This window comes from Roseiarcus fermentans, from assembly GCF_003315135.1.
Lineage (GTDB): Bacteria > Pseudomonadota > Alphaproteobacteria > Rhizobiales > Beijerinckiaceae > Roseiarcus > Roseiarcus fermentans.
Genome location: NZ_QNRK01000006.1, coordinates 68,999 through 82,818 on the forward strand (window position 1 = coordinate 68,999; position 13,820 = coordinate 82,818).

10 protein-coding genes are annotated in these 13,820 nt (G+C 70.2%); all 10 read left to right on the plus strand.

Annotation, left to right across the window (positions count from 1 at the left end; genetic code table 11):
* The first annotated feature begins 33 nt into the window (after window positions 1–33).
* The 10 genes from DFR50_RS06710 to DFR50_RS06755 all read left to right on the plus strand — a co-directional run bounded on the left by DFR50_RS06710 (window position 34) and on the right by DFR50_RS06755 (window position 13,812).
* Window positions 34–1,188: a glycosyltransferase family 4 protein gene (locus tag DFR50_RS06710; protein ID WP_113888432.1), complete on the plus strand. Its 1,155-nt coding sequence runs from the start codon at window positions 34–36 to the stop codon at window positions 1,186–1,188.
* Window positions 1,188–2,600: a lipopolysaccharide biosynthesis protein gene (locus DFR50_RS06715; protein ID WP_113888433.1), complete on the plus strand. Its 1,413-nt coding sequence runs from the start codon at window positions 1,188–1,190 to the stop codon at window positions 2,598–2,600. Before DFR50_RS06710 ends, DFR50_RS06715 begins: the two co-directional genes overlap by 1 nt.
* On the plus strand, window positions 2,597–4,129 hold the full coding sequence (locus DFR50_RS06720; protein ID WP_113888434.1) for an O-antigen ligase family protein: 1,533 nt from the start codon (window positions 2,597–2,599) through the stop codon (window positions 4,127–4,129). Before DFR50_RS06715 ends, DFR50_RS06720 begins: the two co-directional genes overlap by 4 nt.
* A 5-nt stretch (window positions 4,130–4,134) precedes the next feature.
* A complete protein-coding gene (locus DFR50_RS06725) occupies window positions 4,135–5,190 on the plus strand; it encodes an acyltransferase family protein (protein WP_170153087.1) in 1,056 nt (351 codons plus the stop codon).
* A gap of 274 nt (window positions 5,191–5,464) precedes the next feature.
* A complete protein-coding gene (gene glmS, locus DFR50_RS06730; RefSeq protein WP_245427398.1) occupies window positions 5,465–7,297 on the plus strand; it encodes a glutamine--fructose-6-phosphate transaminase (isomerizing) in 1,833 nt (610 codons plus the stop codon).
* Complete coding sequence (locus DFR50_RS06735; protein ID WP_113888436.1) at window positions 7,294–8,001, plus strand: acyltransferase; 708 nt, start codon at window positions 7,294–7,296, stop codon at window positions 7,999–8,001. The genes glmS and DFR50_RS06735 overlap by 4 nt, the downstream gene beginning before the upstream one ends.
* Before the next feature lie 6 nt (window positions 8,002–8,007).
* Window positions 8,008–9,144 carry a glycosyltransferase gene (locus tag DFR50_RS06740; protein ID WP_113888437.1) on the plus strand — a complete coding sequence of 379 codons (1,137 nt, stop codon included), beginning with the start codon at window positions 8,008–8,010 and terminating at the stop codon, window positions 9,142–9,144.
* Window positions 9,141–11,549, plus strand: coding sequence for a hypothetical protein (locus DFR50_RS06745; protein ID WP_147262670.1), 2,409 nt, complete (start codon window positions 9,141–9,143; stop codon window positions 11,547–11,549). The genes DFR50_RS06740 and DFR50_RS06745 overlap by 4 nt, the downstream gene beginning before the upstream one ends.
* A 104-nt stretch (window positions 11,550–11,653) precedes the next feature.
* Window positions 11,654–12,370 (plus strand): hypothetical protein, encoded by a 717-nt coding sequence (locus tag DFR50_RS06750; RefSeq protein ID WP_113888439.1) that lies wholly within the window; start codon window positions 11,654–11,656, stop codon window positions 12,368–12,370.
* Window positions 12,367–13,812, plus strand: a complete 1,446-nt coding sequence (locus DFR50_RS06755; RefSeq protein WP_113888440.1) for a GumC family protein — start codon at window positions 12,367–12,369, stop codon at window positions 13,810–13,812. The genes DFR50_RS06750 and DFR50_RS06755 overlap by 4 nt, the downstream gene beginning before the upstream one ends.
* Window positions 13,813–13,820: the final 8 nt, after the last annotated feature.

Genomic DNA, 13,820 nt, shown 5'->3' on the forward strand with positions numbered 1-13,820 from the left:
GTCTTGCCAAAGGCGCAGGGTAGAGAAATCGACATGAAGACGATTGGCTACGTGCTGGGAGACTTTCCAGTTCTCTCCGAGACTTTTGTCGGCAATGAGATCCGCGCCATGGCCAAGCGCGGCCACGAAGTCGTTCCGATCGTCATGCGGCTGCGCGAGGGGCCGGCTCAGACCGCCGACAGAATCCTGGCGCGCGACGCCCGGACGCTGTCGTCCGTGTCGGCCGGGGCGGCGCTCGGAGCCCTCGCCCGGCCGGGCAGAAATCCGGCCTCGGCGCTCGGGTATCTCCTCAGCCAGAAGCGGCAGCCCCGCAAGTCGCTGCTTTGGAACGCAATGAAGATCGCCGCGATCGCGCGGGAGGCGGGATGCGACCATCTGCATGCGCATTTCGCCGGGGGCGCCGCCGCCCACGCGATCGTCGCGGCGCGCTGGATCGGCATTTCCGTCTCGTTCGTCTGCCATGGCCACGACGTGTATGCGGAGCCCGAGGACCTGCCGATCAAGCTCGGGGCCGCGGACGCGGTCGTCGCGGTTTGCAAGGACATGGAATCGGATTTGCGCCGGCTCGCGCCGAGCTCCAAGGTCACCACGATCCATTGTGGGACGGACCCGGAGGTCTTCCGGCCGGTTCACGATGTCGATCCGCTGCCGCGGCTGCTCTTCGTCGGACGGCTGATCCCGTGCAAGGGCGTCGACGACCTCCTGTCCGCCCTGGCGATCCAGGGTACGGCCGCGGTCGACATCGTCGGCGACGGTCCCCTCATGAACGCGCTCCGGGAGCGCGCGCAGGCGCTCGGCGTCGCGGAGCGCGTCAACTTTCTCGGCGCCCGCCCGCGCGAGTGGCTGGTCGAAAACGGCCCGAGATATTTCGGGCTCGTGGCGCCCTTCAAGCAGGGGCCGGACGGAACGAAGGACACCGGCCCGCTGGTGATCAAGGAAGCGATGGCGATGGGGCTTCCGGTCGTGGCCACCCGCCAGATGGGCATCAAGGAAATGATCTCGCCGGAGACCGGCTTCTTCGCCGATCCGGCCGATCCGTCGTCGCTCGCCGAGGCGATCGGCCGGCTGCTGCGTCTGTCGCCCATCGAGCGCTCCGCCATGGGGCGACGGGGTCGCGAGCGGGTGATCGAGCGCTTCTCGCTCGACGCATCCTCTCGTGCGCTCTCGCAAGTCTTCGAGGCGGCCTGATGTTGCGCATGCTCACCGCGCTGCGCGCGTTCTGGCTGTTCGGCGCGAGCATCCTTCTGACCAAGGGCATGGCCCTGGTCACGATTCCGCTCGTCACCGGCCGCCTCGCGCCGTCGGACTACGGCCGCCTCGAGCTCGTGACGAGCGTGGTCGAGGCCTTCGCCATCGTCATGACGCTCGGGCTCGCCGAAAGCCTGTTCCGGTTCGCCGCGCCCGAGCCGGCCGAGCGCCGGCGCGAGATCGCGGCCGGGCTGACGGGAATGGCGCTGCTGCTCGCGGCGGTCGTCGGCGCGCTGCTTCAGCTCGGCGTGTGGGCGCTCGCCCCGCGCCTCGGACTGGGCTTCGTCCAGACGCCGCTGGCGATCGGCATGGCCGCGGCGACGATCGCAGGGCTGATCGAACTGCCGCTGGCGTGGCTCCGCCTGCGCGGACACGCCGGCGCCTTCCTCGGTTTCACGGTCGCCAGAACCCTGCTTCAGGTCGCGACCATGGCGGTCACGCTGAACCTCGGCTACGGCGTCGTCGGCCTCCTGGCCGGAAACGCCTCGATCGACGCGCTGATCGCGGCGACGCTGCTGACGCTGCAGATTCGGGAATGCGGCGTGCGGCTCGACCGCGAGACCTTCGAGCGGGCGGGGCGCTACGGCCTGCCGCTGATCGGCGGGGCGCTGTCGATGTTCGCCCTGGGATCCTGCGACCGGTGGTTCCTCGCCGGGGCGGTTCCGTCCGCCACGCTCGGCTTTTACGGCCTGGCGGTCAAGCTGTCGCTGATCACGCCCCTGGCCATTCAACCGTTCGGGCTGTGGTGGTACGCGCGGCGGATCGCCATCCTGCGGCAACCGGGCGGACTCGAGGCGAGCGCGCGCGGCGTGGCGATCGGGATGACGCTGCTGGCCGTCGGCGCGATCGGCTCCTGCGTCGTCGCGCCGCTCATGGTCAATGGCATGCTGCCGCATGCCTATCGCGCGGCGCTGCCCTTCGTGCCGTGGCTCGTCCTGGCCTCGGTGCTCAACGAATCCTGTAGCCTCGTCAACGTCGGCGCCTACGCCGGCAACCATGGGCTTCGCGTGCTCGCGGTCAACGCCTCGGGCGCGGCGGTCGCGCTCACCGGCTATGCGCTGCTGATCCAGCCGTTCGGGGTCTGGGGCGCGATCGCAGCCACCATCGCCGGCCACAGCGCGCGCCTCGGACTCTATCTGGCGTCGGGTCGCCGCGATGCGCCGATCCGCTATCCGCTTGGGCTCGCAGCCGCGCTCGCCGGCCTCGTCGTGTTTCTCGTCGCCGGCGTGAAGCTGGCGCCCGACGCCCTGATCCTGTGCGCGACGATCTCGCTCGGACTGGTGGCCTTCGCCGTGATCGCCTGGCGCTCGGGACGCGGCGCCCTCGCGCTGTTCGGGAGCCAGCCGGCATGACCGCGGCGACCCTTTCGCCCACCGCGCCGCTCGTCCGGCCGGCCAGGCATGTCGTCCTCGCGCTCATTCTCGCGGCGCTCGCGATGGCGCCGACGCTCGCGCCGTTGCCGCCGGCGATCAGGCCGCTCGCCCCGCTCGCGATCGCGGTTCTCCCGTTCGCGGGCCTGATCGCCTTCTCCAATCCGTTTGCGCTCTGCCTCGCCTTCGTCATCTTCTCCTTCTTCCGGATTCACGAAGCCTTCCCTGCGCTCGGCCCGCTTCACATTCCGCAGCTGATCGCGATCCCGACGCTGATGGTCCTGTGCTGGCATGTGTTGGTGAAGCGCAGCATCGAGCTGTACTGGAGCCGACTGTTGACCATTTTCGCGATATTCTTTGTATTCGTGACGTTGGGTCTGCCGTTTGCGGTGAGCAGGCCGGAAGCAGTCGGCTTTTATACGGCGAACTACTGGAAGGTCGCGATCATGACGCTCGCGATCGCCTGGCTCACACGCCGCCCGCGCGACTTCGCCATCGCCTCGCACGCCTTCGTTGTCGCCGGCGTGCTCATCGCCGGCGTCGCCATCTACAACAGGACGCATGGCATCGGCCTCGTCGAGGGAACGCGCGTGACCATCGGCCGCGACATCCAGTCCCTGCTCGGCGATCCGAATGACCTGTCGCTGGTCCTCCTGTTCCCGCTGAGCTTCGCCGTCTCACTCTTCGCGCGCCGGACGAGCTGGCTGAGCGCGCTGTTCGGCATGGCCGCCTCGGTCGCGATCGTCGTTGCGATCATCGACACGCAAAGCCGCGGCGGGCTCCTCGGACTGATGACCGTGTTCGCCGTCTACGGCGCGCGGATGATCAAGTCGAAGGCTCTGCTGATCACGATCGCCGTCGTCGCGGCGATGGCGCTGTTCGCGGCGGCCGGGATCTCGGGCCGCCAGTCCGGAGGATCCGCAGAAACGGACAACGGCATCGACGAATCCTCGATGGGCCGGATCTACGCTTGGCATGCGGCCTGGAACATGGCGCTGGCGCGCCCGCTGAACGGCGTCGGCTTGAACAATTTCGTGATCAACTACTTCTTCTACAGCCCGCATTGGGATGGCCACAATCACGCGGTGCATTCGACCTGGTTCGATGTGCTCGGCACGACCGGCTTTCCGGGGATCATCGCGTTCGTCGCCATGGTGGTCACGGTGATACGGATGTCTTTCCTCGCCCTGCGCAAGCTCGAGAGCGTGAAAGCGCCGATGCCGGCGCGCGCCATGGGGCACGCCGTGCTCGCGGGCGTCGCGGGCTTCTGCGTCTCGGGGACATTCCTCACCCAGGGGTTCACCTGGTCGATCTACGTTCTGGTCGCGCTGGGGACGGCGATCGCCGAGTACGCGAGGCGACTGCCGGATTCGCCGCAAGGCGCGAAGGTGGAGGCCTCGCGAGGTCCCGCCGTCTGCCTACCGGGTCCGGCGCGCGGGACCGTGCCCGCGTCCCGGGCTATGGGCGCGGGCCGCGGCGCCCTCGCCATGGCCGATGGCCTTGCAAGGTGAAGCGGGTGAAGCACGTGAGGTTTCCGGAACCGGACCGGCTCAGGGGCGTGGCGATTCTCTTCGTCGTCGCCATCCATGCGTTCTCCTATCTGAGAATCCCGACCGGAGGCGCCTGGCCGGCGGTCTGGTTCGTCGTGCATCAGACCGCGGTTCCGGCGTTCTTCCTCGCCGACGGCTGGCTGTACGGAAAGCGGCGTCGCCAGGCGATGTCCTCGGCCGCCGAGATCGCGTTCCTGTCGGCCTCGGCGCGCAGGCTCCTCGCGCCCTGGCTCGTGTTCTCGCTTGTTTATCTCGCCTTGCGCCTCGTCACGCAGGCGCTCGGCGTCGCGGGGGGCGCGCCGGTGCAGGTCAACAGCGCGGGCGCCCTGGTTATGGCGATCTGGCATGGGGCCGCCGCCGAGGGGCTCTACTTTCTTCCTGCGCTCATGATCGTCCGGCTGGTCACGCCGCGTCTCCACCGCCTCGCGGCCGGCTCGCCGATCCGGGCGACAGGCCTCGCGATCCTTCTCATGGTCGGCTGGCGGGTGTTTCTCGAGCCGCGTCTGCCGGTTCCCGCGGTCGGCGTCGATCCGCTGCTGGCGGGTGCGACCGGGCTCTGTTTCGCCGCGGTCGGCTGGGCGCTCGCCGAGGCGCCGGCGCGTTTCTCGCTGCCGGCCGCGATCGTTCCTGCCGTGCTGCTGGCCGCCGCCGGCGTCGCGACGGAGGGGCGCGCGGCGGCCATGGGCTTCCAGACCAGCGCCGTGCTCGTCCTCTGGGCGCTTGCGGTCGCCATGCCCGCGCGCCTCGCGCAGCCGCCGGAGTGGCTCGGCCGGCGCACGATGGAAATCTATCTCCTGCACGCGCCGTTCCTCATCAAGGTGGTCTGCGTCGCGGCGGCGCTGCTGCCGCCGGCCCTCGGCCTGCCGGTCGCTGTGGCCGGTTCGACGGCGGGCGCGCTCGCGCTCGCGGCCGGACTCGATCGGTTCGGGCTCGGCTGGCTCTGGGACGCCTCGCCGGGCAGGGCGCCGGCGCGGTCGGAAGCCGCCGCGGCCAAAGCCGTTGGACGTAGCGCCGCATCGTGACGGGCGCTGTCTCGGCGCGATCTTGAATGACGGGCGCGCTGGCTCCGGCGCGAAACGGAAGGGACAGGACTCGCGGGGCGACGCGGGCTCTTCGCGTTTCGGGAAGCCTCCTCGCCCGCCGGCGATGACAGCAGCCGTCGCCAATTCGCAAGGCGCGACGCCCGCGCATCGCAACGCGCGAATTCGAACCGAGGCCAGCCCCGACTGGCCCGGCTTCGCGGTATTTTCGGGCGCTTTCGCATGGCACGGCGGTTGCGGGACCCAGTCCAACGGAATGACCAGGGATCTCGAGACGATGTGTGGGATATTTGCAGCGGTTAGCGACAAGCCTGTCGCCCACATCCTGCTCGAGGGGCTGAAGCGACTGGAATATCGCGGCTACGACTCGGCGGGCATCGCGATGCTCGACGATCACAAGCTGAAGCGGGTGTGCGCCGTCGGCAAGGTCACGGAGCTCGAGAGCCGGATGGACTCCGAGGCGTTCCCCGGCTGCATCGGCATCGCCCATACGCGCTGGGCGACGCACGGCTCGCCGAGCGAAGCCAATTCGCATCCGCACATGGCCGACGGCGTCGCCGTCGTCCATAACGGGATCGTCGAGAACCACGGCGAGTTGCGCCGGCGGCTGAAGCGGCAGGGTTGCAGTTTCCTGAGCGAGACCGACAGCGAGGTCATTCCCTGGCTGATCTCGCGGGCGGTCGCCGGCGGCGCCGGCGCGGCGAACGCGGTCCGTTCGCTCAGCGACGATCTCGAGGGTTCGTACGCGGTCGCGGTGCTGACGGAGGCCGACGGCGACGTGCTGCACGCCAAGCGCCACGGGAGCCCGCTGGTCGCCGCGCTCGGGCCGCTGGGCGGCTATCTCTCCTCCGACATTTCCGCGCTCGCCGGCTTCGCCGACGAAGCGATCGTGCTCGACGACGGCGACCAGGTCGAGCTGCGCCGCGACGCCATCGCCGTGTTCGACAAGAGCGGCCGCGCCGTAACCCGTCCGCGCATGACGGTCGAGGCGGTCGGGAACGACTTCGACAAGGGCGGCTATCCGCATTACATGCTGAAGGAAATCCACGATCAGCCCGGGGTCGCCCGCGCCATCGAGAGTCGATACGACGCCGGCGACTTCATCGCCGAACAGGTCACGCTCGACTTCAACCGGATCGACCGCATCCGCATGATCGCCTGCGGCACCTCCTACTACGCCTGCCAGGTCGCCAGGCGATGGTTCGCGGAAGTCGCCGGGCTCTCGGCCGACGTCGAGTTGGCCTCGGAGCATCGCTACGAGCCCGTCGTCGCCGACGGACTGAGAGAGGCGGCGATCCTGGTCTCCCAGTCCGGCGAGACCGCCGACACCCTGGCGTCGCTGGACAAGCTCAAGGGGCTGCGGGTTCCGACGGTCGGCATCGTCAACCAGCAGGGCTCGACGCTGGCGCGCGAGGCCGACTTCTTCCTGCCCCTGCTCGCCGGCAAGGAGATCGGGGTGGCCTCTACCAAGGCCTTCCTGGCCCAGCTCCTGGTTCTGGCGCGGCTCGTCGCTCACGCCGCCGACCAGCGCGGCCATCGCGCCGCGGCCAAGCGGCTGAGGACCGCCCTGGTCGCCGCGCCGAAGGCGATCGAAGCCGCGCTGCACAACGAGTCGGCGATCGTAGCGGTCGCGGAGTCGCTGGCCAAGGCGCAGAGCGCGCTGTTCGTCGGCCGCGGAGCGCTCTATCCGCTGGCGATGGAAGGCGCGCTGAAGCTCAAGGAGATCTCCTACATCCATGCCGAGGGTTTCGCCGCCGGCGAACTGAAGCACGGCCCGATCGCGCTCGTCGACGACAAGACGCCGATCGTCGCGCTCGCGCCGTCGGGCGATCTCTTTCCGAAGCTCGCCTCGAACCTCCGCGAGATCGCGGCCCGCAACGGCAGGATCATCCTCCTCGGCGACCGCAAGGCGCTGCTGGCGCTCTCCGACATCGCCAGCGCCTCGCTGACGCTGCCGAGCTGCGACGAGCTGATCCAGCCGATCGTGGCCGCGGTTCCCCTGCAGTTCCTGGCCTACTATGTCGCAGTCGCCCGCGGCCTCGACATCGACCGCCCCCGCAACCTCGCAAAATCGGTGACTGTGGAATGAGCACGACGTTCGCCCTGCGGCGCTGGGTCAAACAGCGCAACAACCCCGTGTCCGACATGATCTATCGGACCGTACTCGCCACCCGGGACTTCTCCATGCCGGTCATCCCGGGTCTGCATCATGCGCTCTACGCGGGCATGGTGGCGACGCGATCCGCCTGGCTCGGCGCGAAACGCATCCTCTGGTGGACGCCGCTGTTCCAGACGCGGCTGACGAAGCCCGCGACGCGGCTCTACCTCGAGGCCATCCCGCTGGTTCTGGGCCCGGTGCGGATCACCATCGGCGACCATTGCCACATCCTGGGCGCGGTCACGATCACCGGCCGCGCCAACGGGCCGAAGCCGCCGGAATTCATCATGGGCAGGAACTGCGGCATCGGATGGCAGACGACCCTCGCCGTCGGCCGGACGATCCGGCTCGGCGACAACGTCCGCATCTCGGGACGCGCCTTTCTCGCCGGCTACCCCGGCCATCCGATCGACGCGAAGGCCAGGGCGGCCGGGCTGCCCGACACCGAGGACCAGATCGGCGACATCGTTCTCGAGGACGACGTGTGGCTCGGCACCGGCGCCACCGTCTCGGCCGGCGTGACCATCGGCAAGGGAACGATCGTGGCCGCGGGCAGCGTCGTCACCAAGGACCTTCCGCCGGGCGTCCTCGCCGCCGGCGTTCCCGCCAAAGTCATCCGCAAGCTCGAGGAGTAGCTCGCAATGTCGCGCGCCATCGTCGCGTTCGCCGAAGACTGGGGCGGACTGCCGAGCTCGACGCAGCACATCGTCGGCCGCCTCGCGCGCGATCGGGACGTGCTGTGGATCAACTCGATCGGCATGCGCCGCCCGCGGTTCGATCGCCGCGACCTGTCGCGCGCCGCAGCCAAGGTCCGGGGCCTCGTTGGGCCGCGCCAGCCCGGGGGCGAGCCCGCGGTCGACAGGCCGGAAAGGCTGACGGTCGTCAGCCCGATCGCCCTGTCATGGCCAGGCAGCCGTCTCGCGGCGAGCTTCAACCGCATCGCGCTCGGCGGCCAGGTGCGACGCAAAATGGCCGAGCGCGGCCTGAGGCGACCGATCCTGTGGACCTCCCTGCCGACCGCTGCTCCGCTGCTCGGCGCACTCGGAGAAGGCCCTGTCGTCTATTATGTGGGCGACGACTTCGCCGCCCTTCCCGGCGTCGATCACGAGCCGGTCAGCGCCATGGAGCGCGACCTTGTGGCGCGCGCCGACCTCGTCCTCGCCGCGAGCGAAGCGCTCGTTGCGAAATTCCCCGCGGATCGAACCGTGTTCCTGCCGCACGGCGTCGACCTCGATCGGTTTTCCACCCCCGCGCCGCGCGCCGCCGACCTGCCCCGCTCGGGGCGGATCGCAGGCTACTACGGCTCGATCGCCGAGTGGATCGACGTCGAGAGCCTCGCGCGCACGGCCGCGGCCATGCCCGACTGGACGTTCGTCCTGATCGGAGACGCCAAGGTCGACGTCTCCGCGCTCGAGGCCCTGCCCAACGTTCGCCTGCTCGGGTCGCGCCCGAACTCCATGCTGCCGTCCTACAGCCAGCATTGGGACGTGTCGCTGCTGCCGTATCGCGACTCGGCCATGATCCGCGCCGGCAATCCGCTGAAATTGCGCGAATATCTCGCCGCGGGGACGCCGATTGCGGCCATCGACTACAATTACCCGTCGCTGGCTCCCTACGCGAATTTCATTCGCTCCGCCGCCGATCCGGCGCGCTTTGGCGACGCGATCCGCCTCGCCGCCGGCGACAGGGGCGACTCCGTCCGCCGCCGGGCGCGGGTGGCCGACGAAGGCTGGGATGCGCGGGCCCGCGAGGTCGGCGCCTTGATGGAGGCCCTGTGAGAGCCGTGACAGCGGCGTTGGCGCTCGGCGTCTGGGTCGCGCTCGCCTGTGCGCCGGCCCGCGCGGAAAACTGGGCGCCCGCCGGAGGCGAGCCGCCGATCGACGTCCGCCCCGCCGCGCCGATCGTGGCGGAGCCCGGCGAAGCGCTCGTCGTCCGCGGCGAGGTCCTCGGCGAAGCGCCCGCCGGCCTCGTCCTTCGCGTCGAGGACGGGCATTCGACCGGCTACCCGAGTCGCGTCAACGAGGAGCGGCTGTTCCCGCCGGGTCCGTTCGCCTGGCGCTACCCGCTGTCCGGACAGAAGACGTCCAACGGATACCGTGTCCTCGACGCCCGCGACATTCGCCGGCTCATGCTGTTCGAGCCGAACAGGACCGGCCGCGTCAAGATCGATACGTTCGCCGTCGAGCCAGCTGCGAAACTGCCGGAGGGGGCGGTCGGCTACAGCCTCGGCGCCGCCGACGCGCCGCTGATCGGCGGGCTCGTGCGGATGACGCCGGACGACCCGCGCATCGCCGGCCGCCATCCGGTCGCGGTCCGACGACCCTCGCCCGATCCGGTCATCGCCAACGGGATCGTCGACGTGGAGCGCCTTCGCCTCGCCTGGCCCCAGGGCCATGCCCGCGTCTCGCTGTGGCTCGAGGACCCGGGCGAATGGGAGACCCTGCCGCACCCGCTTCAGCGCCGGGTGCGCGTGAACGGCCAGGACGTGGTCTACGATCAACTCACTCCCCAGCAATGGATCGACCGGCGCTATCTGGCCGGCCGGGACCGCGAGGCCGACGCCGGGGACGACGCCTGGACGGCATTTGGGCGCGCCCGCGGCGGGCTCGTCTCGACCGACGTCGACGTCGGCAGCGACGGCGTCGAAATCGAACTCGCCGGCGACGGCGCGGCGTCGACGTTCCTGTCCGCGGTCGTCATCGAACCCGCCGGACGAACGTCCGCGCTCGAAGCGGTTCAGGCCGCGCGCCGCCAATGGATGATCGAGACCTTTCCGGTCATGCCGACGCGATCGGCCGAGCCCGCGCCGGTCTTCGACGGCGCGGGCTCCGGCGCGCCGTTGCGGGTGGCGGTCGCGCCCGGGACTGGCGTGAGGGTCGCCTTCGCGGTCGGCGGGCCGGGCGTCCACGGCCGCCCGGCCGTGTCGATCCGAACGCCGGAACTCGGCGGAGACACGCTGAACCTCGATCTCTACGCCGCCCAGCGGCGGCTCGACCGCACCGGCGCCGACTCGAACCTTCTGGTTCGGACCGACCGGCTGCTGCGCGGCGATCCCGGCTCCCTCGCCATTTCCGCCGCCGAACCCCGACGCTACGTGGCCTGGGCGAGCGCGCCGAAGGACGCGAAGCCGGGCCTTTACCGCGGCGCGATCACGCTCGATGCCGGCAAGACAGTCGCCGTGCCGATCGAGGTCGAGGTGCTGCCGGTCGATCTTCCGGAACCCGCGAGCCCGGCAGGGTTCTATCTCGAGGAGGCGCCGCACCTGACCTGGTTCGCGGCGACCCGCGCCGACCGAGGACGGCAACTCGGCTGCGACCTCGCCACGCTCGCCCGTTTCGGCGTCCTCGGCGACGCGCCGGGCCTCGCGCCCCCCAATCGCGAAGGTCTGGCGACGTTTCTCGACGATACGCGCCGCGCGGACACCGCTGGCGTCGCCTCGCCGTGGCTCGCCTACCAGGCGTTCACGCGCATGCTCTGGGGCGAGGGCGGCGACGCCGCCGCTGAAGATCTCAAGACCGCGATGGCGGCGCTGAAGGCCGCGGGCCTGCCCGCGCCGGTGTGGGGACTTTTCGACGAGCCGAGCAATTTCGGCGGCGGCGCGGTTGCGGCGGCTGCGACCTCCGCCCGGCTTCACGCGATCTCGCCGGAGGTCCGGCTCGGCGGCCAGTTCAACAACCCGGCCGACCGGAAGTATCTCGACGTCGTCGATGTCGCGATCGTCAATCCGGGCTTCGGGATCGACGTCGGGACCATCGCGCAGCTCGAGGCCTCCGGCCGCGAAGCCTGGCTGTACAACACCGGGGCGCCGCGTTTCACAGCCGGCGTCTGGCTTTGGCGCACCGGCGCCTCGCGCTATGTCCAGTGGCACGCCCGGATGCCGACAGCCGATCCTTACGACCCGACCGATGGTCGCGAGGGCGACGTGCAGGTCTTCCCGCCGATGCCCGAGGTTTGCGCGCTGAACCAGGACATCGACGACGCGCTGATCGAGATGGCCGAAGGGCTGGTGGACCAGCGCTGGCTGCAGTGGCTCGCCGGCCGGCCGGAGCCGCAGGCGAAGGCGCTGCTGGCCGGGATCGTGCGCGACATGCCGGTCGACTGGGCCTCTGCGTCGAGCGACGGCGCCGCCCGCGCCGGCTCGATTCGCGATTCGATCATGTCCCTGGCACGTCGTTTGAAGTAAATACGCCGGAACCTCCGGAGCCGGCGATGGTCGCGGTCAGAATTGTCGTGGTGCGAATACATCGTCGGGTCCTGCAAACTTCGCGGACTGCAGGCCATGGCGTTTTGCGAATCGTCCTCGGCCTCGCCGCCTGTCAGGCCCTCGCCGGCTGCGTGACGGACCGGACCGCTGCGGCCGACCTCTCCGCCGCTGCGGACAGCCGCGCGTCCGCCGCCGCCCCGGACGCGCCGGCCCTGGCGCTGGACGAACACACGAGAGAGATGGTGGCCAAGGCCCGCGCGCTGGCCTTCGCCGACCCCGGCGCGACCACGCGGCCGGTGCAGGTCGACCTCGCCATGCTCGCGATGCAATCGAACCCGACCGCCACCCACAGGCTCGACGGCCCGTCCTCACCTGGCGCGGCGTCGGACGCCCTGCCGCCGGAAGAGGTGATGAGGCGTCTCCGCCAGCTTTCCGGCAACCCCGGCGCCCCCGCGGGGAGCCTGCAGGACGACCGGTCGCGGGACATTCTCGCGCGCCTTCAGGCGCTGTCGCATCGACCGCCGCAGGCGCCGGCGGCCGAGGCGCAGCAGCCGGTCGCCGCGCCCGCGAGGGCCGTGTCTCCGGAAGCCATCATGCGCCGGATGAGGGAACTCAGCGGCGGCGCGCCGGACGCCCCGGCGCAGGCGGACGGCGGGAAACTTCCGGAGAAGCGGCAGCCGCCGACGGCCGCGGACGCGGACGCGTTCGGGGGGCTCGCCGCCGTCGTCCCGGCCCCCGACATGGCCCGCACGCCGGCCGTCGAGCGGGCGATCCACAACGCCGCGGGAGCCGCTCAATGAGCCGCACGCTTTCCGAACTCATCCCGATGGCGATCAGCGCCGCCTGGCGGCGCAGGTATCTGATCGCCATCCCGATCGTCGTCATGCCCATTCTGGGCGCGGTCGCCGCCGTGGTGGCGCCGAGGTCCTACGAATCGCGCATGACGATCCTGGTCCAGGAGCCGGCGAAGCTCAATCCGCTGATGACGGACATCGCCATCGGAGCGGACCTCAAGGACCGGATGCCTTCGCTTCAGGCGCTCCTGACCAGCCGGTTCGTCCTGGTCGACGTGTTGAAGGACATGGGCCAGATCAAGCCGTCGGCCGACGCGAACACGGTGAACGTCCAGGTCGGCAATCTGAGCAGGGCGCTGACGTCGAACCTGATCGGTAACGAACTGATCGAGCTGAAGGTTCGCGGCCCGCACCCGGACGGGCTCGGCAAGACGCTCGCGGCTGTCGGCAAGCGCTTCATCGAGCGCGTCGTCCAGCCCGCCAGCGGCTCGGTGGACAGCAGCGAGAGCTTCCTCCGCAGGCAGCTCGACCAGAGTGCGGAAGAGCTGAGGAACGCCGAGGATAAGGTCTCCGAGTTCAGGCGCCAGAACGCGGAAAAATTGCCCGCCCTGTACGGGGCGAACATCCAGCGGCTCGCCGGCATGCAGCAGAATCTCGAGCAAAAGCGGATCGAACTCTCGACCGCCGACGCCGCCTTCGAAGACCTGAGCAAGCGCGTCGCGACGCTCAATCCGGTCGTCGGCCGTCTGGAAGAGGCGATCGTGCAGACATCGAGCGAACTCGCGGCGCTGCGCGCCCGTTACACCGACGAGCATTCCGAGGTGCAGGCCGCCGATCGCAAGCTCGCCCGCCTGCAGCAGGAACGCGCCGCATTGCTCGCCATCCAGAGGCCGGAAAAGGGCGCCGACATGCAGCAGCTCTGGAATCTCGCCGCTGGCGTCGCGACGACGGGCGACAGGGTCAACGCGCCGCTTCTGTTGGAGCAGATGAAGGCGATCCAGGAGGCGGACACGAGGCGGGCCGCGCTGCGCAGGGAGGTGGAGGAACTCCAGGCGTCGGTCGAACAGCTGCGCGGCAGCATCACGGAATTCGGCCCGATCGAGCAGCAGCAGGAGGAGCTCGAGCGAGGCGTGGCGTCCGCCCGCGAACAGCACGACATGCTCGCCAAGCGCTACGACATCGCGCGCCTCGCGGGTTCGCTCTCCCGCGACCAGGGGCAGGAATGGGTCAAGATCATCGACGCCCCGGCGGACCCGACCGCTCCCGTCACCCCGCCGGGGATCCTGTTCGTGATCGGCGGGCTCGTCGGCGGCGTCGTCTTCGGCGCCGGGCTCGCGACCGTCTTCGAGGTGCTCGATCCCCGGCTGCGCCGGGTGAAGGACTTCGAGGAGGCGTCGGGACTGCCGGTGCTGGCGTTCGTGCCGAGGATCGAGCCGGCGTCGCCCTGACGCCGCCC